The following is a 23,349-nucleotide window of genomic DNA, read 5'->3' on the forward strand; positions in this document are numbered from 1 at the left end:
CGAACTGGACTTTTCTTTTGGCGTTTTGCTAAAGGGGGAAGAAAACATGAACAATTTGTTTGCCAAAGGCACGCCGCAGCAGATTCCCGAAGTCTTGGCCAATCGGGATCGTCGGGTGGCCTTGCAGAATCAATTGACAAAATCACATCCTGACCAGACCGTGATTGCCGCTAAGCTTAATATTCCCGGACCAATCAAGAATAACGAGATGATCAAGAACTTCTTTGTGACCAAGCTGACGATTTTTGAAAAGCAGCTGCAGGCTCAGTATGATTTTAAAATGGTTGGGCAATGGCTTGATGAATCAACTGGACCGGAACGCTTCTATCTGGTTGATGGTCCCGCTGAGCAGGTTAAGCAGCTGACGACCGCATTTGAAGAAGCTGATGCCTCAAATCGACTGTTTGATCTGGACGTTTTGAGTCGTCAAGCTGGACAGACGGTTTCAATGTCACGGACCGAGCTGGGGCTGCCTAAACGGACGTGCTTGATCTGTGGGCGACCAGCCAAGGAATGTGCGCGTTCGCGGCGTCATACGGTTGCGGAACTGCAGGATCGGGTGGCTGAGCTGATTGAAAACAGTTGAACGTTGGGAAAAATCGAATAAGGAAGCTGCTAAATGGATACTAAATGATTGTTATTTGAGGCGTTTAGCAACAACTGCAAAATAAAGAGATTGAGAAAAAACTCCGAAAATCAGCTTGCGACCGATTTTCGGAGTTTGTCTTCGAACCTCCGCAAGGATGGCTAGGTCGGTCAAATGCTGATTTATCAGCATTTGAACTGCCAGCCAGCTACTGCGCTGAGGCATTATTATCCAGAAAACAATAAAGAGGTTGGGTTAATTCCCAGCCTCTTTTGATTGATTAGATTTTAGTAGTCAAACAGCTCAGTTGACAAGTAGCGGTCACCGCCATCAGGAGCAACGGTTACGACTTTCTTACCCTTGCCGAGCTTCTTAGCCAGTTCAATCGCACCATAGATGTTGGCCCCGGCTGAGATACCCGGCAAAAATCCTTCCAGATGACCGACTTCTTGAGCGGTCTTGATAGCATCGTCGCTGGCAACTTCGATAATACCATCATAAACTTCTTGGTCCAGCGTCTTTGGAATAAAGCCGGCACTGATACCTTGAATCTTATGCTTACCGGCTTTGCCTTCCTTGAGCACTGGAGATTCAGCTGGTTCAAGTGCATAGACTTTGATGCTTGGATCAGCTTGCTTCAAGGCATGACCAATCCCACTCAAAGTACCGCCAGTACCAACACCGGCAACGAAGGCATCTGGCAGATTATCCTTGCCGAAAGCATCGATGATTTCTTGGCCGGTCGTAGCTTCGTGAATGGCTGGGTTAGCTGGGTTTTCAAACTGCATTGGCATAAAGTAGCCTTTAGCGTCAACCAGTTCTTGGGCCTTGGCAATTGAGCCTTTCATCCCTTCGGCACCAGGTGTCAGGATCAATTCAGCCCCGTAGCCCTGCATCAGCTTGCGTCGTTCAACGCTCATCGTTTCTGGCATTACGATAATCAGGTGGTAGCCCTTGGCAGCTGCTACGCTGGCCAGCCCAATCCCAGTGTTGCCTGAGGTTGGTTCGATAATAGTGTCGCCAGGCTTAAGCTGGCCTTCTTGTTCAGCCTTTTCAATCATTGCCAGCGCGATCCGGTCTTTGATGGAGCCAGCAGGATTGAAGAATTCCAGCTTTACGTAGACGTCGGCGGCATCTTCGGGAACAATACGGTTAAGCTTTAAAAGAGGCGTGTTGCCGATCAGCTGGTCGATTGAAGTGTAGATTTTTGACATAATTTTTTCTCCTTTAGGCAATGGTTAGTGCGTTTTGTGAATATTCAGCTGTTTTTTGCAGCCAGTTCTTAAAATACAGCTGCTGGACCTTTTCCCACTTGAATTGGGGATCAGTCAGCGTATTAATGTCTTTAAAATAATTCTTAGGCAATGCGTAGTGACGATCAGGATGGGCAGCTGTTTCCCGTTGGTATTCGGCTAATAGTGCCAGACGATCGTATTCAAGGTGGGCAAACAAAAAGTCTTGATTGTCGCTGCCGGTTAGCGAAAGCAGGTAGTCATCACTAGACACGGCGTTGATCGTCAGTCCAGGCGTTTGGCGAATCTGGTCATGGTCCAGCTCGGCATAGCGTGCATGCGGTGCCGGGAAGGGAATGGTCAGGCCATTTAAAACGGGGGTTTCAACCAAAACCTCATTGTCAAAGACGCCGAAGTATTTTTTGGTCAATTGCCGTTTTTCAATGCCATACAGATAGTTGGCGGCAGCCATGGCACCCCAGCAGATGTAGAGTTGCGGGATGTTTAGGTCGACCAGCGTATCAATCAGGCGCGTGACCTCATCATGATATTCGACCTGTGCAAATGGAATCTGCTCAATCGGGGCACCCGTAATGATGAATCCTTGCAGCTGACTTACTTTGTTAAGGTCCAGCGGTTCAGAGATTTGTTGAACCAGTTCAGGGACCGGCCGATTGCGGTAGTGGTCAACGGGATAGAAAAAAGTAAGCTCAACCGTGGGATCGAGGGCCTTAAAGATTGATGAAAAACGCTGCTGAGTGGCAGCCTTGTCATGCATCAAGTTTAAGATACCGATTTTAAGACGCGGATTAGTCATCAGGTGCTCCTTTCCTAACGATTGCGATAGTTAAACAATCAGACTTTCACCGGTGAGTTTGTCATAATTTAAAGTGCGATGGATACAAAAAGCCCCACAAACTATTGCTAGTCTGCGGGGCTTTGCAATCGACTGGGTTGTCGATCGGGCTGTTTATACGAATGCAAAACAAGCCTTTTCCGCAGAAAGAAAAAGGCAGCAACAAGTCATGTTCATAGCAAAATTAGACTTAATCATGATGCACCTCTCCTTTCTGGTTATTTATCAACGCATCTTTAAACATGCCCTTATTTTACATGACATCTTACAAAATGCAAGTAGATTATCAAAAAATTATTAAAAAACGGTGATTAACCGCGCCAGCCCGCAATATCATGCGGCTCAAAATCATAGCTGAGCTTTTTTTGATAGGCAGCTTCATAAGCGGCTTTTTTCTGGGCGTAGTCTTTTTCCATCATCATCTTGGCATTTTCATTAACTGAAAGCTTGGAATCAGGCCAAATCAATGGCAAAACGTGCAGACGATACTTAGTCTGATAAAATTCATCGTTGTTTTTTTCTGGTTTGGGCTGATCAATGATTTCCGTAAAACAAGAGATGATTGGTACGTTGGCCTTGGCAGCGTAATAGTAGGCACCACGCTTGACGGGCCGCGGCTTGCGATAGTTGAACCACATTTCCTGTTCAGGATAGATCAAAACCCAGTGCCCTTTTTGAACCTGCTGCTCAAGTTTTTTGGGCAGCGTACGGCCCAAATAGCCAACGTTTTTGGTCAGTGGCAAAACATCGAGGTGATTCATCAAAAAGCCGATCAGACCATCCATTTTCAAGTTGGTTTCTTGAATTACGATGAACAGCCGACGATGATTCTTCTGAGCAAGCTTGCGAATGACGGTGTTGTCCAACTGATTGAAATGGTTGCTGGTGATTACGGCACCTTGCGTGGGCTTTAACGATTTCAGATTTTCCAATCCACAGAACGTGGTATTGAGATTGAACCAATCTGTGATGCCACGCATTGTGGTCCTAGCAATCAAATTGTCGAATCTTGCGCGCCAGTGATTTTGATTTTGCCAAAACTGATTGACGATCGCCATGCTTTCTTCAGATGAGGTCTGTGGGTCATCGATTTCGACCTTTTCGTTAAAAAGTCCTTTTTGCGCATGGTCGGCGATGTTTTTAATGACCTGATCGCGATGTTCGCCGATAATCATGACAGCCGTACCTGCTTTCCTTGCTCTTGCAGTTTTTTAAACGTTACGGGATTATCAGGCAACTCATCGGCATGATTAAGCATGCTCATCAGTTTTTGCCGATCCAGCTGCTGTTGAGCAATCGTATAGTCAGTTCGGACGTCTTTTAGCTGCTGAGCATAAGGCGTTTTTTTAGCCGCTTGCCAGAAGTATTCATCATACATAACGTGATCAAAATGCCAAGGTTTGAAAAACAGGTTATAGTGAATCAGCTTAGGATCTTTGACGCGTTCATCAGCAAACTCTTCATCTTTTGGCATGGCATTCCATTTTTCATCCAGATAGGTGATGCGACCATTGCACATGACGTTTAGGTAGTCTTGATCGGGGGCAATGCAGTCAACATGGTATCTTTGCAGCAGATTTAAAAAGTGGCGGGTAAATTGATCTTTGCGCAACTGACTGAAATTCATCAATAAGACACCAGAATTGAGGTATTGTTTGGCGGGGACGCCGACCGCTTCTTTAATGTAAAGCTGCATTGGGCCAACGTGCTCAACGGAATGATCTGGTGCCGCACCAATCAGATTATTGCCAAGCTCAATTGCAAACATGTCGGCTGGATCGCCATTCCAGACCGTATCGCTATCGACATAGATGGCCTTGTCGTATTGAGGGAAAAGATCGGCTAAAAATAAGCGGTAAAAAATGCTGGGCGTAAAAAAGTCGGCCCGCAGGTAATTTTCTTTGCGATTTTGGATGGCATTGAGTGCTTCATCATTGATCTCATAAAAAATAAGCTCAAGATTGTCACTGGCCAGGCTTTGCAGATTTTGCCGCGTCACTGGCGTCAGTCCCTGATGCACGATGATAACCTGATAGTGCTGCTCAGGCGAGATATGATCACGCAGCGACTGAATCGCTACAGCCGCATAGGGGGCAAAGTCATTGCTGATGGTATAAAAAATTGGAATTGGCTGTGTCATATTAACCTTCCTTATAGTTCGGACTTCAGTTGACGATATTCTTCCAGGAGACCGTCATATTCATGCAAGCGCAGATCTTTGTGAACGTTGTTGATCTGCCATGGCTTGACGGTCAGAATGTGAAACCAGGGGAAGAAGCGAAAACTGGTGGTAAAGTGTTGAAATACAGTGTCGTGATGGAGTCGGCGCTGATCGTTGAAACGCCGTGGTGCAATCTTTTTGGCATGTGAGAGTCGATTGATTGCAGCCTGGTCGGGCATAAACATATGGCGGGTGGCAATCATGCGGCGTGCCTTGACGAATAAATTGGTACGCTTGATTTCAGGCAGGTTCAAAAGCAAAATGCCTGAGTTGATATAATCGGCCATGCGCATTTGATGGTGGAAGAACCATTTCCCATAATGATCCAGTACGCCAACGACCTGGACACCGGTCAGATCTTGATGATAAAAGTCATCAAATGATTCACGGCAGATTACGTCGTTGTCTAAATAAAGCAGGCGATCCGGCATGTTAGGAATCAGATCGACATACAGTCGCAGCATTGAGTAAGGCGTAAAGCGCGAGTTCATGTTGGCCAAGGGCTGTGATTCGTTGAACAGCTCGGTACAATCGATTAAATGAAGTGAATTTTTGGGATTATACGATTGGAGCTGCTGGGTCAAAAGATTGGCGGCTTTTTTGCTGAAAGGCTCATACTGCAACGACTTGGTGGCCGTCTTCATCGTTAGAATGTAAATGTTTAGCGGTTCTTTAACATGATGAAGCAAAGACAGCGTAACGATCAAAACGCCATCTTCAGCGCGGTGATCGCCGCAAAACAGGATATTCACGGTTTCATCTTCTTTCTTGAATATATTTGATGGCTTCATAATTGCTAAGGCGGGCCCGGCTGACCATGGCAGCTTGAATTTGATCATGCAGCCAGGACTGCTGTTTTTTTAGTGACAGATTATGATCGGGAATAAACGGTCCATCGATAAAAACGGTCAGACGTGGCTTTTTTCCCCAGCGCGGCTTTTGATAGGTCGTCGTCATGGCAAATGCTGGCCGCTGATTTTTAATCGGAAACCGAAAACTGGTATCGGGAAAGGGTCGAATCTCAGTATAGTTGGGCCAGACGTGAGCTTCAGGATAGATAAAGACGTGACCTTGGTGCCGACTGACGGTCTGTACGGCTTTTAAGAGCTGTGCGGTTTGATGAAGCGAATTGCCCACTGGCAAGGCTCCACCATAGGAAAGCAATAGGCCGATTATGGGGATGCCCCAGTTGGCCGGTGCCGCCAAGGCATAAAAGTGCTGTGCCTGGCCGATTAAAAAGGGCATAAAGACGTCGTTAACCGGCTGCGTGTGGTTGCCATAAACAAAATATCCCTGATTTTGATATGGCTGCAGTTTTGCTTGCCCCACGATCTTGGCTCTGCGCCAGCCATAAGTATATAGATAGGCGAATGCCTTGGCACCACCACGAATCATCCATGACCAGCAGCGCTCAGCCGGCTTAGTGCGCAGCCAGCGAAAGTCATCTTGCAGTTGAAAGTCTTGATGAGCGCTTTGTACTACGTCATCAGTTGGTTCGGTATAATAAATTGTTTTTACCATACTTCTCACCTTCTATAATTACGGTAGCCAATTTAAACTTAACATAAGCTTAATCTAATGAAACATTATACTCAAAAAGAAAGTGCAAGTAAATACTTGCAATAATGTGCTAAAATGATAAAAAACAAAAAGGGAGCTAAAACGTGAAGGATAAAGCAGCGACTGACGACAAGATTATGGATGCCTTTGCCGTTTTGGTCAACGAGCAGGGCTACAGCGCAACGACAACCAGTCAGCTGGCCAAAAAAGCGGGCGTCAATGAAAGTACGATTTTCCGCCACTTTGGTGATAAGATGGGGTTGGCTAATGAGCTGGTCAAAAGGTATCGCAGCCTGATTGTTGAACTGATGGATGATTTTGTGCCAACTTGGGAGCTTGAAGATGATCTGATTGAGTTTTCCAAACGCTTTCGCCAGCAGTGGCCGCGCCAAAACGTGATGCTGGTTATGTTTAATACCACTAAAGATCCTAAACAAAAACAGCAGCTGCGGGGTATGATTGAAAAAATCCGTAATTATGGCGTGGAGATGATTATTGACTATTTCCAAAAAATGCAGCAAGCCGAAAAAATTCGCGATGATATTGATTATCGACAATTAGCCTTGAATTTTGTCTGGCTTAACGTCGGTCAATTTTGGAGCAGCCGGTTTTGGGATGGTAACCAACGAATCTCGGATACTGAATTTTACGAGCTTTCGGTGCGGCCGTTTGCAGATCTGCTGACCAGACGGGGTGTTTTTGACGAGCATCCGCAGAATTGATTAATAATGACAAGCAAAAACTGAAAGGAACGATTAGACATGGCTTCTCGAATTGAACGGCTGCGCAAGCGGTTTGACGCTTTATACATTGATGCTTTTTTGGTAACCGATGAGGCAAACATTTTTTACCTGACGGGATTTGATTTGACCCAAGGTGATGGCGAGCTTTTGATTACCAAAGACGCCGCGATTTTGATCACAGACGATCGCTATGCTACCGAGCTGGAAGGATTTGAAAGCGATGAGGTCGTGGGTATGATCACGCGCGATTACTGGGGAGCCTTAAACCAGATCTGCCAAGGCATGGAAATTGAAGTCGTTGGCTTTGAAAATACGATTGACTATCGGATCTATGACGTCTTAGACGAAATTATGGAAGCCGATATCGTGCCTTTTGATGGTCTGATCGAATCCATGCGGGCAGTCAAGGATCCCGATGAAATTAAAAAAATCCGCATGGCAGCTCAATTACAGTCAGCTGGCTATGAATACGTCTTGAATTTTATTGAGCCAGGGATGACAGAACGACAAGTGGCCAATCGCCTGGATTTTTGGATGAAAGAACACGGTGCGCAGGCCGCCTCGTTTCCAACGATTTGTGCCAGTGGTGCCAATGCTGCCATGCCGCATGCTACGGCCAGTGACAAGGTGATTGCAAACGGCGATATCGTTACGCTGGACTTTGGCTACTTTGTTGAAGGCTATACGGCAGACATGACGCGGACGTTTGGAATTGGCAATATTGATCCAGAGCTAAAGGACGTCTATAAAATCGTCAATGAAGCTCGCCAGGCTGTGATTGAAGCTGCCAGGGTCGGAATCCACGGTGATCAGTTGGATGCTGCCGGCCGCCAGATCATTGAAACTGCTGGCTATGGCGATGAGTTCAATCATGGCATGGGTCACGGCATTGGCTTGAGCGTTCATGAACTGCCAAGCAGCTATGGTCCCAATGCCAGCGATGTGATCGTACAAAACAACCAGGTCATTACCGTGGAGCCGGGGATCTATATTCCAGAAATCGGCGGGGTGCGCATTGAAGACGATATTTTGGTAACGCATGGCGGAGTTGAAGTGCTGACGACGGCACCAACCGAGCTGGAAATCGTTAAATATTAAGATGGAAAAAGAGCTAGACAGTTTATATAAGTCAATTGATCAAAAAGGCAAAGCAGCCATCTTAAAAAATCAGTTTACTGATCCTTATCTATGTCAAGATAAGGCAGATTCGCGACGTGGCTTGACGCTGCTTGCTCGGCTGCCGGTTCATGTCGGCAGAAACATCGGCTATGCTCAGCAGAAACTGCGAATCGCCAATCCCAATCTCTACTGTTATCCATTGGCCGATCTGCATCTGACCGTTTTGGATCTGATCGGAGCACGGGCTGATTTTTCGCTGGCACCGGCTGACTTAGCGGCCTATCAAAACAGCATCAAAGAACTGCTGGCGAATTGCCGCCCGTTTTCAGTCACGCTGCAAGGCTTGATTGCCAGTCCCAGCGGTATTTTGGCAGCGGGATATTATTCTGATGAGCTGTTTGAGCTGCGGGAGGCGCTGCGCTTAAAGCTGGCTAAAGAATTACCACTTGCTGAGCGTTATCAGACAGCATCCGGTCATGTTACGATTGCCCGTTTTAAAGCGCCATTGAACGATCCAAACGGGCTGCTTTTTGACTTGGCCAAGATGGATCAACTGCGATTTGGCAGCTTTGTCGTCAAGCAGGTAGACTTGGTAATTCACGATTGGTACAATCATGATGTAAAAGTAATTGACGAATTTGCACTGACCGCGCTAAGCTAGCATGGTTGCCAATTTTGGCGGAATAGTGCATAATTAAAAGGATGTCTTAATGACGAAAAAACTGGAGGGCTGACAAATGGCAGAAGATTCCAACATTATCTTAAACAGCGAAGATCAATCGTTGGGTACGATTCAAATCGCTCCACGTGTCTTAGAAATCATTGCAGGGATTGCCGCTGGTCAAATTGAGGGCGTTTCACGCATGCATGGCTCGATTGCCAACAGCGTCAGTGAATTACTGGGGCGTTCTGACCATCGTCGCGGCGTTAAGCTTTCCAACAGTGATGACGAACTGTCGATTGACGTCGACGTTTACTTGGAATATGGCGTTTCCGTTCCTAAAGTTGCTGCTGAGATTCAAGATAAAATCAAGCAGCAGGTTACGCTGATGACTGATCTGAGCGTTAAGGAAGTCAACGTTCACGTACAGGGCGTAATTACGGAAAAAGAAGAGCAACAGGTTGACCCCAATGATATTTTTGGGGAACACGAAAACAAAGATGGTGAAGAATAGTGGAAATTAGTCGTCATGCGATCCGTGAATGCGCCTTTCAAACGCTTTTTGCATTGGCTTCGGATCCGGAAATCGATCGCGAGGCAATCTACGCAGAACGCTTGGGGCTCAAGCCGGATGAAGAGGTGCCGGCCTACTTGCCAGAGCTGGTCAATGGCGTCTTGGCTCACCAAGATGAACTGGACGCTCAGATCGAATCCAAGCTGGCTCCAGGCTGGACCTTATCACGCTTGGCTCGCCCTGATCTGGTGATTCTGCGCCTGGCATTGTACGAGCTGGAATACACGCAGGTACCAAATGCCGTGGCTATTAACGAAGCCTTACGCTTGGCACACGACTTCAGCGATGAAAAGTCGTACCGTTTTATCAATGGTGTTTTAGGCAGCATTGAAAGCGAGCAAAATTAATCAAAAAACTCATCTCCAAAGCGGGGATGAGTTTTTTTGTTGCGGCTTTAATGCTAGAATATAAACATATGCAATTTTTATGCAGTCTGATAAGGAGAGATTTTAGTGGCAACATTGATCGACGGTCGGGCATTGGCTAAAGAAGTCAACGCCCACACTAAGCAGCGTATTGAGAAGCTAAAGGAAAAAGGCGTTACGCCGGGGATTGCAACGATTTTGGTTGGTGATGATCCAGCCAGCCAGATCTACACGCGCAGCAAGGAAAAAAAGGCGCACAGTCTGGGGATGAAGTCGGTACGAGAACAATTGCCGGCCTCAACTACGCAAGCTGAACTGGTACAGGCGGTTGAGCACTTAAACAGTGATCCATCGATTCACGCAATCCTGGTGCAAGAGCCGCTGCCTAATCATCTTGATGACACGGCAATCGTTAATCTGATTGATCCGCTCAAAGACGTTGATGGTTTTCATCCCATCAATGTCGGTAAGCTCTATAACAACGTTCAAGGCAATTATCCAGTTGCCTGCACGCCACGGGGAATTATGACGATGCTGCGCCATTACCACGTTCCATTGGCCAGCCAGGACGTTGTGATCGTTGGCCGCAGCACGCTGGTCAGTCGGCCGCTGCAGGCGCTGCTGATCAATGAGGATGCCACGGTAACGATTACCGGACGGCGCACTAAGGATTTAGCTAAGCGAACGCGTGAAGCTGATATTCTGGTCGTAGCAGCCGGCGTGCCTAATTTGATCAAGGCCGATGCCGTTAAGCCGGGAGCCACGGTGATCGATGTCGGCATCAATCGGCTGGATGACGGGACGATCGTTGGCGACGTTGACTTTGAATCAGTCAAAGAGGTCGCGGGAATGATTACGCCCGTTCCAGGTGGGGTTGGTCCAATGACGATCGCCTCTTTAATGGAACAAACGGTTGATTTGGCAGAATGGAGCGCGGAAATTAATGGATAAAAAGGATTGCCTGACGGTTAATCAACTGACTCGCTATATCAAACGCAAATTTGATTTTGATCCTTATCTGCAAAAAAATCTTTGGATCGTTGGCAAGCTGACCAACTTTAAGCAAAGAGCACGCCATCAGTATTTTTCGCTTAAAGATGATGACGCGCCTGAAGATCAGCAGGCCGTAATCGATGCCGTCATGTTTGGCAGCGATTGGGAAAAAGTCGACTTCACACCGGAAAACGGCATGGAGGTTATCTTGGGCGGCAAGGTGACGGTCTATGAAAGAAACGGCCGCTATCAGTTTTATGTCAATCGGATGCTGCCGGTTGGCGTCAGTGCAGCCCAGCTGGCATTTCAAGAAACCTATAAAAAACTGAAGGCCAGTGGGGTATTTTCGCATGCGCAAAATCCGCGGCCGCTGAATCGGTTTCCTAAGCGGATTGCGATTGTAACCAGCAATGATGGGGCCGTTAAGCATGATATGATTACGCGGATTCGCAACAACAATCCCTTGGCTCAAGTGGTTTTTTATCCAGCGCAGGTACAAGGCGAGCGGGCTGCTGAGGATCTGGCCCGCCAGATACAGCGCGCTGGCATCAATGGCACGTTTGATACGCTGATCGTGGCGCGGGGCGGCGGCTCGGAAGAAGATCTGATGCCGTTCAACTCAGAAATCGTGGCGCGAGCAGTAGCGGCCAGCCCGATTCCCGTAATCTCAGGGGTTGGTCATGAAACTGATACGACCATCTGTGATCTGGCGGCTGATTATCGGGCTCAGGTACCGGGACTGGCAGCGGAAATGGCGACCCAGCTGCATTTGCTGGACATTCTGACTGAACTGCAGCGGGCCCGTACGCAGATGGCTAATACGATTCAGAACCAACTGCAGCAGGCCCAGCAGCAGCTGCAGGTCCTGACCAGCAGCTATGTATTTTCTCAGCCTGCTCGTCTGTATGAAGGCGAACAGCAGCATGTTGATCAGCTGACTGAAAAGCTGCAGCAGTCCATGCAGTGGCGCCTTTCGCAAACCAGCCACGACTGGCAGCGCTTGTTGGATTCGCTTTTATTGAATGCGCCAGCCAATCGATTGCAGCAGAATCGACAACAGCTCACACAACTGCAGCAGGCAATGGTTCATGCCATGGATAAGCAGCTGCTGTCGGCAGGCGATCGGTTCAAGAATCTGCTCAGTCAGCTGGATTCACTGAGTCCGCTGAAAGTGATGGCGCGCGGCTACAGCTATGTGACCAAAGAAGATAATAAAGTCGTTGCCAGCACCAGTCAGCTGCAGCCTGATGAGCAAGTGGCGCTGCATTTTAGTGATGGCACGGCTGAAGCAGTAATCAAAAAAATCAATAAGAGGTAAAAAATGGCAAAACAACCTAGCTTTGAAGAACAGATGAGTCAGTTGCAGCAAATCGTCAACGAGCTGCAGCAGGGCAATCTGTCTTTGGAAGAATCATTGAATGAATTCAAAACCGGTATGGAATTGGCAAACGGTCTGCAAAAACAGCTGCAAAACGCTGAGGCCACGGTTGCCCATCTGATGAAAGACGATGGCAAGGAAGTCGAGGATCCAACCGACAGCCGCAGCGATGATGGCTCAGGACACCAGGGATACCGTTCACAGTTTAGCGGCCAGGGATTTGAAGACGGTCAGGACGATAACGTTGATCTTTTCTAATTTGCGATTAATGAAAGGAATGAGCAAATGGTCAGCACGATAACGGAACTTAAAACACGGATCGATGCCTATCTGGACCAGGCTCTGCCAATGGACATCGACCAGCCGACTTTAAAAGAATCAATGTGCTACTCGGTTGAAGCAGGCGGCAAACGCTTACGGCCGGCACTGACATTGGCAACGATTGAGATGCTGGGCAAAAAGATCGACCAGAATGCGCTGCGGGCTGCCTGTGCCTTAGAGCTGCTGCATACCTACTCGCTGATTCATGATGATCTGCCAGCAATGGACAATGATGATCTGCGGCGGGGCGAGCCAACCAATCACGTCAAGTTTGGCGCGGGGATGGCGACGCTGGCTGGTGATGGCTTGCTGACGCTGGCTTTTCAATGGCTGACGGACAATCAGCTGCCAGTTGACGTTCAGGCAAATCTAACGCTGGCTTTGGCTAAGGCGGCCGGTCCCAGCGGTATGGTTGCTGGACAGGCACGCGATATCGAGGGCGAGGGTCAGCATCTGAAGCTAACCGAGCTGCAGTATCTGCATCGCCAAAAAACGGGAGCACTGCTCAAATACGCGGTTCAGGCAGGTGGCATCATCACTGAGCAGCCGGTTACAGTCATTGACCTTTTAGGAACGTTTGGCGCGCAGTTTGGCTTAGCTTTTCAGATCTATGACGACATCATGGACGTGGTAGCCACGCCAGCACAGATGGGCAAGGCAACTCAAAAAGACGCCGCTGAGCAAAAAAACACTTATCCAGGACTGTTGGGACTTGATGGTGCTAAAGAACAGCTGCAAAAAGCCCTTGTTCAGGCAAAAAATGCTCAACAGCAGCTGGCAGAACTGACAGGACGATCAATGGCTGGTTTTGATCAATTTTTGGCATACTTTAAACTATAGGACGAGATTATGATTGAAAAAGAACGCGTTGATATTTTACTAGTCAAGCAGGGCCTGTTCGATTCCAGAGAACAAGCCAAGCGTGCCGTAATGGCTGGCGAGATCCTAGGCAAGAACAATGAGCGCCTTGATAAGCCAGGGCAAAAGATTCCCGTTACGACAACGCTGCACATGAAGGGCAAGAAGATGCCGTACGTCAGCCGAGGTGGTCTGAAACTGGCCAAGGCACTCAAGGTATTTGACATCTCGGTTAAAGACAAAGTGGTACTGGATATTGGCAGCTCGACCGGCGGCTTTACCGACGTGATGCTGCAAAACGGCGCCAAGCTCAGCTATGCCTTAGATGTTGGTACCAATCAACTGGTTTGGCAGCTGCGGGACGATCCGCGCGTCGTGGTAATGGAGCAGACCAACTTCCGCTACAGCAAGCTGGCTGATTTTACGCATGGTCAGCCGGAGTTTGCCTCGATTGACGTATCGTTTATTTCTTTGAGTCTGATTCTGCCGCCACTGGCCCAGATTCTGAAAATGGGCGGCTCGGTCGTGGCCTTGATCAAGCCGCAGTTTGAAGCCGGTAAGGAGCATGTTGGTAAGCATGGCATCGTTCGTGATCGTAAGGTGCATGAAGAAGTGCTGCAGCATGTTCTGGGCTTTGCAACCGCAGATCATTTCGATGTTTTAGGTTTGGATTTCTCGCCAATCAAAGGCGGTCAAGGGAATATTGAATTTTTGGCGCACCTGCAACTGGTTGATCGAGAAGGCCGCATCGCACCAGAAGTTGACATCGACCAGACGATCAGCGCGGCTTATGCAGAACTGAACAAGCAGGATTAGTTTTGGAGGTTTTGTCAATGAAAAAATCAGAACGTCAGCGACACATTCAAGAAATTATTTCCAATCAATACGTCGAACGTCAAGAAGATCTGGTCAAGCTGCTGGCCAAATCCGGCATTCGCGTCACGCAGGCTACGATTTCACGCGACATCAAGGATATGCAGCTGCTCAAGGTGCCAAGCGTAGGCGGCGGCTATCACTACAGCCTGCCAGCCCGGCGTCAGGACAATAAAGAAGAACGGCTGGCAAACGTGATGGGGAATGAGTTGCAGGAAATGAAACGCAGCGATCGTTTCGTATCCTTGTCAATGCGGCCAGGCAACGGTCCGGTAGCCGCCATGCTGATCAATCAGATGAAATATCCCACGGTGTTTACCGCGATTGGCGATGACGCTACGGTTTTGATCGTCTGTCACTCTGCCGGGGCTGCCGTTGAATTTGAACGTACGCTGCAGGCACTGCGCTAGACTGGGTGATCGGCTATGCTACAGGAACTGACAATTGATAATTTAGCGATTATCGAGCATTTAACGCTGGATTTTAGCGATCAGATGACGGTTTTGACTGGTGAGACCGGGGCCGGCAAGTCCATTATTATCGATGCGGTGGGTTTATTGGCTGGCAATCGCGGCTCACAGGAGTTTATTCGGCATGGCGAAGAAAAGCTTCATCTGCAGGGCCAGTTCACATTACCGGATGATCAGCGCGTTTTTGCATTACTGGATGATCTGGGAATTGAACGTGATGATGGCACGCTGATTATTTCGCGCGAGATTCATCGCAATGGCCGCAACGTGATCCGGGTCAATGGCGCGCTGATCAATACTGCCACGCTGCGTAGAATCGGTGCTCATCTGGTTGATATTCAAGGGCAAAACGATCATCAGCAGCTGATGCAGCCAGAAAACCATCTACACATGCTCGATCAGTTTGCAGCCGACCAGGTTAAGCCGCTGTTGTCCAAATATCAAGAGGCCTATCGGCGCTATGCCAAATTGAAGGCAACGCTGAGCCGCAAGCAGGCTGACTCGCAGCAGTGGGCCCAGCGTCTGGACATGCTGCGCTACCAGGTTAAAGAAATCAGTGCTGCCGATCTGCACGCCAATGAAGAAGATGAGCTGACCAGCGAGCGCGACCGCTTAGAGCATTTTCAACAGATCAACAATGCGCTGCAGCTGGTCGTCGGAATCTTAAATGAAGGCGAGGCACCGGTTTTGGATCAGGTTGCCCAGGCAATGAATGAGGTTCAAGAAATCGCACCGTTTGACTCGGCCTATGATGAGTTGAGCAAGTCGCTTGGGGATGCCTACTATTCGCTTCAGGATGCTGCCAATGCCGCCAGTCGTCAGTTAGACATGCTTGAATTCGATGACGGCCGTCTGGAACAGATCAATGAACGGCTGACCATTATTGGTGATTTGGAACGCAAGTATGGCGATACGGTTGAAGACGTCTTGGCATATTATGAAAAGATTCATAAGGAACTGTCGACGATGGAGCAGACCGCCGATTCAGATGATGAGCTTAAGCAGCAGCTGGCCGCGGTGACTGGTGAGCTGCAAAAACTGGGCGGTGAATTGAGCCAGGTTCGTCAAAAAGCCGCTCATCAGCTCAATGGCCAGGTTCATCAGCAGCTAAAAGAACTCTATATGGACAAAGCCATTTTTGAGGTTAAGTTTCATCAAAATGAGTCGATGACCTTTTATCCGGATGGGATTGACAATGTTGAGTTCTATATTCAAACCAACCCTGGCGAAAGCATGGGGCCATTGGTAAAGATTGCCTCTGGCGGGGAGCTTTCGCGGGTCATGCTGGCCTTAAAGACGATTTTTGCGCAGCATGAGGGCGTTACCTCAATTATTTTTGACGAGGTTGATACGGGGGTCAGCGGTCGCGTTGCTCAGGCCATTGCCGATAAGATCAAGCTGATTGCCCAGCATTCACAGGTTTTGTGCATTACGCATCTGCCGCAGGTTGCCGCCGTTGCTCAGCATCATTTTCTGATTCAAAAAACCGTGCAGAACAACCGTACGACGACGCACGTTACGATTCTGCATCCTGAAGAACGAATTAATGAATTGGCTCGGATGATCTCAGGTGAAGAAATTACCAAGCTGAGTCGCGAGCATGCTAAAGAATTATTGCAGATGGCGCATTCATAATCCACGCTAGGTTTAGCATTTGCGGGTGCGTCACGTTAAGCTGCTAGGTGCTTTACATCCGTGAACGTGCAGAAGTTGGATTGAAATATATGGATGCGATTATCCAGCTGCTGCCGCTAAGATTACGGAATTTTCGATTAAGGATACAAATCAGCTTGGTGAAAAGTAAAAATGGGACTCCTTGTCAAACGACTGGGGTCCCATTTTTTATTGGCTTGCTATCCAATCAGTGTAAAAACTGCTTAAAATCAAGCTTTGATCATTGAATTAACTTGTTGGTCAAAGAAGCAAATGATGAATATCGAAATCGAATTACGATCATCGAGTCAGTCAGCGGATAGTCGCAAAAGCCGCAATCGAATATGTTGTTGAAATCGGGTCGGTTATTAGATTTTGGCGGATCGATCATTAAGCAGAGGTGTTTGAGTACATCGCAATGTTTATGGGGCGAATGATTTGATTTTCAGCTGATCGTGAAGTTTAGTTCTATTGGCGATGAACCAGAAGAAAACGGTAGCTATTATAGGCGGAAAATGGTAATCACGTGCTATCCTTCATTACCTAATGATTCCTAAGATGGCAGTGGACTAAACGATAAAAGATCAAGTGTTATCGGAAAAGTTAGGAATCAACTGATTAAAATTCAGTGGTATCTATTTGCCTCAATATATTATATACGATATAATATTATAAAATAAAACTGAAAGAGGCGAAACGAGAGATGAAAATTCAAGTTTCAGCTGATCTTTTGGATGGCTTGGTGCTGGCGCTGCTTGAACGCAAAGATTACTACGGCTACGCGCTGACTCAAGACATGCAAAAAGCGATTACGATTTCAGAATCCACTCTTTATCCGGTATTGCGCCGGCTAAAAAGAGATCAGTTCGTTGAAACGTATGATCAGCCATATCATGGACGCAATCGCCGCTATTATCGCATTACGTCTGCTGGTGAATCACATCTGGCACGCGTTAAGCAGGTATGGAAAGACTATAAGGAAAGCCTCGATTCGATTTTTGAGGTCAGCAAATATCCTGTAAAGGAGGATCAGACACATGACTTCTGAAACTGCAAAGTACATGCAGATGTTAAGACGTTACCTTCGCAAGCTGCCAGATGATGAGATTGATGACATCGTTGAATTCTACAGTGAGTATTTGGCAGATGCCGGCATTGATACCAAAGCAGAAATTGAACAGGAACTAGGAACACCGCGTCAGCTTGCATTAAAGATACTTGCTGATCACTCCATCAAAGAAGAGGCTGAAGATCAGCGGGTAGTCTCAAAAACCAAGATTAAGACGACATGGCTGATCATTCTTGCGCTGTTGGCCACTCCGGCAACCTTGATTATCGGCTTGATTCTGCTGAGCGTGCTGATTGCCATCTTTGCAGTCGTCTTTAGTGGCGTGGTGGTAGTTATATCGCTTGCCGGGGGTGGCATCTTCCTAACGGCGGCGGCTATCTTTACCGGTCTGAGTCTTTTGTTTACCAACCTGGGGACAGGACTTTTCTACCTAGGGATTGGCTTGCTCGGATTAGGACTGTTGCTGATCGTGATTCCACTCGTCTGGGGCTGTTCTGTCTGGATCGTTAAGGCATGCACGCGCCTCGTTCAGCACGTCTATTACAAGTACATCAAAAAGGAGGCGGCAAAATGAAAAAGACCATTGTAAGCGGCCTGGTCATCACGGTGATTGGCGCTGTTGTGCTGGCGTTTGGCATTGGGATGCATGGTCAGCGGGCAGTAATTTTTGACGGCTTGACTCCGCACGTGATATCAAAGGCCAAGACAACACGGACCCAAACCTATGCCAAAGCTGAGCGGATTAAGGCAGACGTAAGCGATATGAATGTCGTTGTCAAATCGGGCAAGACCTTTTCTGTTAAGTATGCCGGTGAAAAGATCAATCAGCCAACCATTCAAAAGAAAAACGGTACGGTGATCATCAATTCTAAGAGTCATAAGCATGGCTTTAGCTTTAATGGCTTCAGTTTTTCTTCAACTGGCTTTTATCATGGCGCGGCAAATGACAAGCTGACGATTACGGTACCAGAGAACGTAAATCTCAAGCATTTGGCGCTGCGGGTTAGTGATGGCAAAGTCATTCAAGAACCAGCTGCCAAGATGAAAATCGAAAAATATGATTTACGGGTAAATGATGCCAGTCAAGTCAGCTTGAGCAATCTGGAAATTGAGCGGGCCGACTTCCGACTCAATGATACGGATACTGCTTTTAATGGCGTAACGATCAACAATGGCCAGCTGCATCTTAGCGACAATGATCTTGCCGTTAACGATTCTACTTTAACCAAGATGCTGATTCAGACGGCTGATTCAGATATTACAATGAATTCCGTTGCCTTGGATGGCGGCAGTCTCAGTACCCAGGATGGCGACGTTCATTTTAACGACATCACGATTGCCAATGGCTACACGATTACAGCCAAGGATGGCGACGTGGAAGCATTAAATACTAAAGCGGATGGCTACTCAACTTCGGTCAGCGACGGCGACAATCGCTTATTCAATCAGTCCAATGACAATGGCGGCACGCTTACTCAAAACGATACCGCGCCAAATCGCCTGCAGGTCACGGCTTCTGATGGTGACGTAACGATTAGATAGGGGGATTATTATGAAAAAGCTGACGAAATCAAACGATCGGATTATTGCCGGTGTTTGTGGCGGGATCGCGGATTATTTTGGCTTTGACGCAACGATCGTACGACTGGTGACTGCCGCCCTGGCTCTTTTCACCGCGATTGTACCATCAGTCATTCTTTACCTGATTGCGGCAATGATTATCCCAGACGCATCGCCAAAGAAAACTGTAGATGATGGCCCAGTTTTCTACGAGTCAGATAAAAAATAATAACTAAAAATGCCCGGTGATTGTCAGCAGAAATAAGCTGATGATGGCAGGGCATTTTTGCTTGAATCGATTAGGTAAAATTCAATTATGAAATTTGAAAAAGGCGGTCTATTTGTATAGGTCGTCTTTTAATCATCATTCAATGTAATTTTTTGGCAACGCTTTCTTTTATGAAACGTGATCATACGAAGGCTTTATTAAAAAAATCCAAACCAGCGGGAAGCTTAACGTTATTCACCATAAAACGGCTCCAGTCCAAAGATTGATACATTTTTAGCTGATTATCTTTACTCTTAGATTAAAAGCAAATAAACTTTGTATTAACTTTTGATTAGAAGGGAGCCTGCTTATGACATCTTTACTACGCAAAAAAGATATCAATGCCTTGATTAGTCACGCATCGCCATTAAAGCGAACGCTACGTACCTGGGATCTGACTTTCCTGGGAATTGGTGCCATCATCGGTACGGGGATTTTTGTTTTAACTGGGAAAGGGGCCCTTACTGCTGGACCAGCCCTTTCCATTTCATTTTTGATCGCGGCACTTTGCTGCGGCTTTGCTGGCCTTTGTTATGCTGAATTTGCATCAATGGCACCAATTGCTGGCTCGGCCTACACTTATTCTTACATTGCATTTGGTGAAATCATCGCTTTTATTATTGGCTGGGATCTGATCCTGGAATACGCGCTTAGTGCCGCAACTGTGGCCGTTGGGTGGTCGGGTTATTTTGTCAACCTGCTCGATAATTTTGGGATTCATATTCCAACGGCTTTAACGGCGGCGGCTGGGACCACGCCTGGTGTTACTAGTTACTTCAACTTACCGGCTTTCTTGGTCGTTTTGATCATTACCTGGGTCATCTCGATGGGAATCACGCAAACTAAGCGAGTCAACGATACAATGGTAATTGTCAAATTGCTGGTCATTATTCTCTTTATTGCCTGCACGGTTTGGTTCATCAAGCCGCAAAACTGGCATCCTTTCAGCCCATATGGATGGTATTCGCATCATAATGGTACGGCGACCGGAATTATTCCGGGGGCTTCGATCGTCTTCTTCTCGTTTATCGGTTTTGATTCGGTCTCATCCAGTGCCGAAGAAACGATCAATCCTAGCAAGACTTTACCGCGTGGGATTCTGCTCTCGCTGATTATCTCAACGATTCTGTACTTCTGCATGACGCTTACGATGACTGGCGTCGTTCGCTACCCAGTTTTCCGGAAATATATCAATGCGCCGGTGCTGGCGGTTTTGGCGAAGACTGGTCAAAGCTGGCTGTCGATTATCGTATCGATTGGTGCTATTCTTGGGATGACCACCGTTATTCTGGTTCAGCTGTATGGTCAATCAAGAATCAGCTATTCAATGTCACGGGATGGCCTTTTTCCGAAGTTCTTCGGTCAAGTTGATGAAAAACACCAAACGCCTTTTAAAGGGACTTGGTTTTTCGGCATCATTACTTCGCTTGGAGCCGGCTTGATCAACTTAAACATTCTATCTGAATTGGTTAACATTGGGACACTGACTGCCTTCATCCTGGTTTCGGCGGGAATCTTGATCATGCGCTATACGCAGCCTGATCTGCATCGTGGTTTTAAAGCACCGGGCGTTCCGTTTACCCCGATCATTTCGATTATTTTCTGCTTAACGCTGGTAGCAGGACTTAACTGGGAAACCTGGGTTCGATTCTTTGTCTGGCTGGCTCTGGGAATGGCGCTTTACTTTGGCTATGGTCGGCGGCATTCTCATTTAAATCCAAACTACAAAGGAGCTGATTAAAATGGCCTACAAAAATATTTTAGTCGGGATTGATGGTTCTAAACGTGCTGAACGAGCTTTTGAAACAGCGGTTGATCTGGCCAAGGTTTTTTCGGCCAAACTGTACTTGGTCTGGGTAGTCAATCGTGACCGCGGGATGGATTCATCATTTGGAGTCAATGAGGATTTCTACCAGGATTTTGCCAAACGTACCAAAAAACAGCTGCAGATCTATTTGAAAAAAGCACAGGATAAAGGAGCAGATGCCAGTGCCACGGTGATTATCGGCAGCATTAAAACCGTGCTTGCTTATGATTTTCCTGATCAGCATGATATTGATCTGATTGTCCTTGGCAGTACCGGGATCAATGCCGTTGAAAAAATGCTGCAGGGGTCGCATACCGATTATGTCGTTCGTCATGCCAAGGCCGATGTGCTGGTAGTCAAGTAGATAGATTTTTTATCGACACGTCATTAAGGAGGAAGTTTCCATGAGTAAAATTGCATCACTGGTTCCAGAAAGTTTAAAGTCATCCAAGCCATCACTGATTCGAGTGCTTAACAATAAATACGGCAGTGATCCAGAAGTCGTTAATCTGACAGTTGGCGAGCCGGATTTTAAAACGGCCGATCATGTTAAGCTGGCGGCAATCAAAAGTATTCTTGACGATCATACGCACTATCCGCACAACTGGGGGACACTAGGTCTGCGTAAGGCAATCAGCGAATATCTGGCAGACGACTTGGACCTTCACTATGATCCAGAAGGCGAAATCTTCGTTACAGAAGGTGCCAGTGGAGCCATCAGTACGATTATTGCCGGTTTATGTCAGCCAGGTGACGTCGTATTGATCCCTTGCCCTGCCTACACGCTTTATCGAATCAATGCCGAGCTGCGTGATGCCAAAGCGGTTGAACTGGAAACTGCCGAGCCTGACTTTAAGGTGACGCCGGAATTATTGAAAAAGGCGTTGGACAAATATGGTGAAAAGGTAAAGGTGCTGGTTCTCAACTATCCAGTCAATCCAACTGGTGTCACCTATACTCCTGATGAGGTCCGGGCACTGGCTGATCTCCTCAAGGACTACAACGTTGCCATTTTGGATGATGAGATCTATGCCGACCTGCTTTATGAAGGTGAGCATCTGCCAATGGCTAAGCTGCTGCCAGACCAGACCCTTTATGTCAGTGGGGTGTCTAAAAATGCCGCAATGACTGGCTGGCGGGTTGGTTATATCTGCGGACCGCGTGATGTTTTAGGAGCACTGGCCAAGGTACATCAAGCCGCAATCTCGACCAATGCCACGATGAACATGGATGCCGCTGAAGAAGCCCTCCGTCATGGCAAGGCTGATACTGCTCAAATGAAAGCAGAATATGATCGGCGGCGGCAGTTCTTAATGACCGCTATGGATAAGATTGGTTTCCAATACACTAAGCCAATGGGGGCCTTTTATCTGTGGGTCAAGATTCCAGACAGCTTTGATGGCGATTCGATGGCCTATGCAGAGCATCTGGCAGAAAAAGCTAAAGTAGCCATTGTTCCGGCAGCGGCCTTCACCAAGCTTCCCGTGCGCTACTTTAGAATCTCATATGCGGCTTCAATGGAAAAACTTAAGCGGGCAGTTGATGGACTGGCCAAAGTTTTTGCAGAAGACGGTTCATTCTACGACTAGTGATGCTGAATTACCGGTATTCAATCCAGGGATGTCGGCAACTGAATAACAAAACAATCGGACAAAAGCAAAAACAGGCTCGAGAAATTTTCTCAAGCCTGTTTTTATATATATAAATTAGTATGATAAGAAATGTCGATATATTTATGGTATTGATTGTGTTTAAAGAATTTGGCGCCAGTTCTCCCCATAACGTCTTCTCAGTTCTCTTTCGGCTGAGCCGCTAAGCATTAGATCATTGGATTGAGTTGCCCAATATACGAGATCTTCTTTTGTGGCATTATGAGTTTTTTCGAAGTTATTGCTGACCTTTTTATCGAGGTCTGCATCTACCTTAAATGCCCAGTAAATGATAGATACGATCCCTAAACCAATTGCTCCTAGCATATGACCCCACTTAATGCCTTTTTTAGCGTGAAGATACCAACAAATACCTAATACAATTATAAGAATAATAAGAAACATAATAGCTCTCCCCTAAGATCTATTGCTTGATAAAAAACAATTGCTAATTAATATTATTAAGTTAAATAACATTATATATATCTATATATGGTCAATACTTTAATTGAGAGTGTCAATAATTTTGTGTA

At 47.0% G+C, this 23,349-nt stretch carries 27 protein-coding genes; 20 read left to right on the forward strand and 7 right to left on the reverse strand.

Annotated elements, in window-relative coordinates:
• Positions 1–46 precede the first annotated feature (46 nt).
• The gene (gene citX / locus FC47_RS04025; protein ID WP_056968022.1) at positions 47–586 is read left to right on the forward strand and encodes a citrate lyase holo-[acyl-carrier protein] synthase; all 540 of its coding nucleotides are present in this window, start codon (positions 47–49) and stop codon (positions 584–586) included.
• 287 nt (positions 587–873) lie between these two features.
• On the opposite strand, the gene cysK is transcribed toward citX, so the two are convergent.
• From cysK to FC47_RS04055, 6 genes are all read right to left on the reverse strand, one after another.
• Positions 874–1,800 carry a cysteine synthase A gene (cysK, locus tag FC47_RS04030; RefSeq protein WP_056968023.1) on the reverse strand — a complete coding sequence of 309 codons (927 nt, stop codon included), beginning with the start codon at positions 1,798–1,800 and terminating at the stop codon, positions 874–876.
• A gap of 13 nt (positions 1,801–1,813) precedes the next feature.
• A complete protein-coding gene (locus FC47_RS04035) occupies positions 1,814–2,635 on the reverse strand; it encodes a homoserine O-acetyltransferase/O-succinyltransferase family protein (protein ID WP_056968025.1) in 822 nt (273 codons plus the stop codon).
• Positions 2,636–2,985: 350 nt separating this feature from the next.
• Entirely contained in the window at positions 2,986–3,849 is an 864-nt protein-coding gene (locus FC47_RS04040; protein ID WP_056968026.1) for a lysophospholipid acyltransferase family protein, read from the reverse strand.
• Positions 3,846–4,814 (reverse strand): glycosyltransferase family 8 protein, encoded by a 969-nt coding sequence (locus FC47_RS04045; RefSeq protein ID WP_056968029.1) that lies wholly within the window; start codon positions 4,812–4,814, stop codon positions 3,846–3,848. The genes FC47_RS04040 and FC47_RS04045 overlap by 4 nt, the downstream gene beginning before the upstream one ends.
• 11 nt (positions 4,815–4,825) lie before the next feature.
• Complete coding sequence (locus FC47_RS04050; RefSeq protein WP_155519136.1) at positions 4,826–5,686, reverse strand: glycosyltransferase; 861 nt, start codon at positions 5,684–5,686, stop codon at positions 4,826–4,828.
• Positions 5,652–6,416 (reverse strand): lysophospholipid acyltransferase family protein, encoded by a 765-nt coding sequence (locus tag FC47_RS04055; RefSeq protein WP_056968033.1) that lies wholly within the window; start codon positions 6,414–6,416, stop codon positions 5,652–5,654. Before FC47_RS04055 ends, FC47_RS04050 begins: the two co-directional genes overlap by 35 nt.
• Positions 6,417–6,559: 143 nt before the next feature.
• On the opposite strand from FC47_RS04055, the gene FC47_RS04060 reads away from it, so the two are divergent.
• The 19 genes from FC47_RS04060 to FC47_RS04150 all read left to right on the forward strand — a co-directional run bounded on the left by FC47_RS04060 (position 6,560) and on the right by FC47_RS04150 (position 22,756).
• Entirely contained in the window at positions 6,560–7,177 is a 618-nt protein-coding gene (locus FC47_RS04060) for a TetR/AcrR family transcriptional regulator (protein WP_056968035.1), read from the forward strand.
• Between the two features lie 39 nt (positions 7,178–7,216).
• Entirely contained in the window at positions 7,217–8,296 is a 1,080-nt protein-coding gene (locus FC47_RS04065; RefSeq protein ID WP_056968037.1) for a M24 family metallopeptidase, read from the forward strand.
• A gap of 1 nt (position 8,297) precedes the next feature.
• Positions 8,298–8,978 (forward strand): 2'-5' RNA ligase family protein, encoded by a 681-nt coding sequence (locus tag FC47_RS04070; RefSeq protein WP_056968039.1) that lies wholly within the window; start codon positions 8,298–8,300, stop codon positions 8,976–8,978.
• Positions 8,979–9,054: 76 nt separating this feature from the next.
• Positions 9,055–9,492, forward strand: a complete 438-nt coding sequence (locus tag FC47_RS04075) for an Asp23/Gls24 family envelope stress response protein (protein ID WP_006499577.1) — start codon at positions 9,055–9,057, stop codon at positions 9,490–9,492.
• The gene (gene nusB / locus FC47_RS04080; protein ID WP_006499578.1) at positions 9,492–9,899 is read left to right on the forward strand and encodes a transcription antitermination factor NusB; all 408 of its coding nucleotides are present in this window, start codon (positions 9,492–9,494) and stop codon (positions 9,897–9,899) included. The genes FC47_RS04075 and nusB overlap by 1 nt, the downstream gene beginning before the upstream one ends.
• Positions 9,900–10,004: 105 nt before the next feature.
• Positions 10,005–10,868: a bifunctional methylenetetrahydrofolate dehydrogenase/methenyltetrahydrofolate cyclohydrolase gene (locus FC47_RS04085; RefSeq protein ID WP_006499579.1), complete on the forward strand. Its 864-nt coding sequence runs from the start codon at positions 10,005–10,007 to the stop codon at positions 10,866–10,868.
• Entirely contained in the window at positions 10,861–12,228 is a 1,368-nt protein-coding gene (xseA, locus tag FC47_RS04090) for an exodeoxyribonuclease VII large subunit (RefSeq protein ID WP_056968041.1), read from the forward strand. Before FC47_RS04085 ends, xseA begins: the two co-directional genes overlap by 8 nt.
• Positions 12,229–12,231: 3 nt before the next feature.
• Positions 12,232–12,546 carry an exodeoxyribonuclease VII small subunit gene (locus tag FC47_RS04095; protein ID WP_006499581.1) on the forward strand — a complete coding sequence of 105 codons (315 nt, stop codon included), beginning with the start codon at positions 12,232–12,234 and terminating at the stop codon, positions 12,544–12,546.
• A gap of 27 nt (positions 12,547–12,573) precedes the next feature.
• The gene (locus FC47_RS04100; RefSeq protein WP_033935180.1) at positions 12,574–13,449 is read left to right on the forward strand and encodes a polyprenyl synthetase family protein; all 876 of its coding nucleotides are present in this window, start codon (positions 12,574–12,576) and stop codon (positions 13,447–13,449) included.
• Positions 13,450–13,461: 12 nt separating this feature from the next.
• Complete coding sequence (locus FC47_RS04105; protein WP_033935204.1) at positions 13,462–14,283, forward strand: TlyA family RNA methyltransferase; 822 nt, start codon at positions 13,462–13,464, stop codon at positions 14,281–14,283.
• A 17-nt stretch (positions 14,284–14,300) separates the two neighbouring features.
• A complete protein-coding gene (locus FC47_RS04110) occupies positions 14,301–14,750 on the forward strand; it encodes an arginine repressor (RefSeq protein WP_006499584.1) in 450 nt (149 codons plus the stop codon).
• Positions 14,751–14,765: 15 nt separating this feature from the next.
• A complete protein-coding gene (recN, locus tag FC47_RS04115) occupies positions 14,766–16,445 on the forward strand; it encodes a DNA repair protein RecN (protein WP_006499585.1) in 1,680 nt (559 codons plus the stop codon).
• Positions 16,446–17,166: 721 nt separating this feature from the next.
• Complete coding sequence (locus tag FC47_RS04120) at positions 17,167–17,511, forward strand: PadR family transcriptional regulator (protein WP_006499586.1); 345 nt, start codon at positions 17,167–17,169, stop codon at positions 17,509–17,511.
• Positions 17,501–18,106 (forward strand): DUF1700 domain-containing protein, encoded by a 606-nt coding sequence (locus tag FC47_RS04125; protein WP_056968043.1) that lies wholly within the window; start codon positions 17,501–17,503, stop codon positions 18,104–18,106. The genes FC47_RS04120 and FC47_RS04125 overlap by 11 nt, the downstream gene beginning before the upstream one ends.
• Complete coding sequence (locus FC47_RS04130) at positions 18,103–19,074, forward strand: DUF4097 family beta strand repeat-containing protein (RefSeq protein WP_056968044.1); 972 nt, start codon at positions 18,103–18,105, stop codon at positions 19,072–19,074. The genes FC47_RS04125 and FC47_RS04130 overlap by 4 nt, the downstream gene beginning before the upstream one ends.
• 10 nt (positions 19,075–19,084) lie before the next feature.
• Positions 19,085–19,321, forward strand: a complete 237-nt coding sequence (locus FC47_RS04135) for a PspC domain-containing protein (protein WP_056968046.1) — start codon at positions 19,085–19,087, stop codon at positions 19,319–19,321.
• Between the two features lie 349 nt (positions 19,322–19,670).
• Positions 19,671–21,101, forward strand: a complete 1,431-nt coding sequence (locus FC47_RS04140) for an amino acid permease (RefSeq protein WP_056968048.1) — start codon at positions 19,671–19,673, stop codon at positions 21,099–21,101.
• 1 nt (position 21,102) lies between these two features.
• Positions 21,103–21,531, forward strand: coding sequence for a universal stress protein (locus FC47_RS04145; RefSeq protein WP_006499591.1), 429 nt, complete (start codon positions 21,103–21,105; stop codon positions 21,529–21,531).
• A 40-nt stretch (positions 21,532–21,571) separates the two neighbouring features.
• Positions 21,572–22,756, forward strand: a complete 1,185-nt coding sequence (locus FC47_RS04150; RefSeq protein WP_056968050.1) for an aminotransferase class I/II-fold pyridoxal phosphate-dependent enzyme — start codon at positions 21,572–21,574, stop codon at positions 22,754–22,756.
• Positions 22,757–22,918: 162 nt separating this feature from the next.
• Here the strand turns inward: FC47_RS04150 and FC47_RS04155 are convergent, their stop codons facing one another.
• Positions 22,919–23,221: a hypothetical protein gene (locus FC47_RS04155; protein WP_033935173.1), complete on the reverse strand. Its 303-nt coding sequence runs from the start codon at positions 23,219–23,221 to the stop codon at positions 22,919–22,921.
• Positions 23,222–23,349 lie beyond the last annotated feature (128 nt).

Source organism: Limosilactobacillus mucosae DSM 13345, from assembly GCF_001436025.1.
GTDB lineage: Bacteria > Bacillota > Bacilli > Lactobacillales > Lactobacillaceae > Limosilactobacillus > Limosilactobacillus mucosae.

What these genes read in the sequence shown, in the direction of transcription:
- citX (WP_056968022.1), top strand. Translation starts at nt 47, where the DNA reads ATGAACAATTTGTTTGCCAAAGGCACGCCGCAGCAGATTCCCGAAGTC.
- cysK (WP_056968023.1), bottom strand. Translation starts at nt 1,800, where the DNA reads ATGTCAAAAATCTACACTTCAATCGACCAGCTGATCGGCAACACGCCT.
- FC47_RS04035 (WP_056968025.1), bottom strand. Translation starts at nt 2,635, where the DNA reads ATGACTAATCCGCGTCTTAAAATCGGTATCTTAAACTTGATGCATGAC.
- FC47_RS04040 (WP_056968026.1), bottom strand. Translation starts at nt 3,849, where the DNA reads ATGATTATCGGCGAACATCGCGATCAGGTCATTAAAAACATCGCCGAC.
- FC47_RS04045 (WP_056968029.1), bottom strand. Translation starts at nt 4,814, where the DNA reads ATGACACAGCCAATTCCAATTTTTTATACCATCAGCAATGACTTTGCC.
- FC47_RS04050 (WP_155519136.1), bottom strand. Translation starts at nt 5,686, where the DNA reads ATGAAGCCATCAAATATATTCAAGAAAGAAGATGAAACCGTGAATATC.
- FC47_RS04055 (WP_056968033.1), bottom strand. Translation starts at nt 6,416, where the DNA reads ATGGTAAAAACAATTTATTATACCGAACCAACTGATGACGTAGTACAA.
- FC47_RS04065 (WP_056968037.1), top strand. Translation starts at nt 7,217, where the DNA reads ATGGCTTCTCGAATTGAACGGCTGCGCAAGCGGTTTGACGCTTTATAC.
- FC47_RS04070 (WP_056968039.1), top strand. Translation starts at nt 8,298, where the DNA reads ATGGAAAAAGAGCTAGACAGTTTATATAAGTCAATTGATCAAAAAGGC.
- FC47_RS04075 (WP_006499577.1), top strand. Translation starts at nt 9,055, where the DNA reads ATGGCAGAAGATTCCAACATTATCTTAAACAGCGAAGATCAATCGTTG.
- xseA (WP_056968041.1), top strand. Translation starts at nt 10,861, where the DNA reads ATGGATAAAAAGGATTGCCTGACGGTTAATCAACTGACTCGCTATATC.
- FC47_RS04095 (WP_006499581.1), top strand. Translation starts at nt 12,232, where the DNA reads ATGGCAAAACAACCTAGCTTTGAAGAACAGATGAGTCAGTTGCAGCAA.
- FC47_RS04100 (WP_033935180.1), top strand. Translation starts at nt 12,574, where the DNA reads ATGGTCAGCACGATAACGGAACTTAAAACACGGATCGATGCCTATCTG.
- FC47_RS04110 (WP_006499584.1), top strand. Translation starts at nt 14,301, where the DNA reads ATGAAAAAATCAGAACGTCAGCGACACATTCAAGAAATTATTTCCAAT.
- recN (WP_006499585.1), top strand. Translation starts at nt 14,766, where the DNA reads ATGCTACAGGAACTGACAATTGATAATTTAGCGATTATCGAGCATTTA.
- FC47_RS04120 (WP_006499586.1), top strand. Translation starts at nt 17,167, where the DNA reads ATGAAAATTCAAGTTTCAGCTGATCTTTTGGATGGCTTGGTGCTGGCG.
- FC47_RS04125 (WP_056968043.1), top strand. Translation starts at nt 17,501, where the DNA reads ATGACTTCTGAAACTGCAAAGTACATGCAGATGTTAAGACGTTACCTT.
- FC47_RS04130 (WP_056968044.1), top strand. Translation starts at nt 18,103, where the DNA reads ATGAAAAAGACCATTGTAAGCGGCCTGGTCATCACGGTGATTGGCGCT.
- FC47_RS04135 (WP_056968046.1), top strand. Translation starts at nt 19,085, where the DNA reads ATGAAAAAGCTGACGAAATCAAACGATCGGATTATTGCCGGTGTTTGT.
- FC47_RS04140 (WP_056968048.1), top strand. Translation starts at nt 19,671, where the DNA reads ATGACATCTTTACTACGCAAAAAAGATATCAATGCCTTGATTAGTCAC.
- FC47_RS04145 (WP_006499591.1), top strand. Translation starts at nt 21,103, where the DNA reads ATGGCCTACAAAAATATTTTAGTCGGGATTGATGGTTCTAAACGTGCT.
- FC47_RS04150 (WP_056968050.1), top strand. Translation starts at nt 21,572, where the DNA reads ATGAGTAAAATTGCATCACTGGTTCCAGAAAGTTTAAAGTCATCCAAG.
- FC47_RS04155 (WP_033935173.1), bottom strand. Translation starts at nt 23,221, where the DNA reads ATGTTTCTTATTATTCTTATAATTGTATTAGGTATTTGTTGGTATCTT.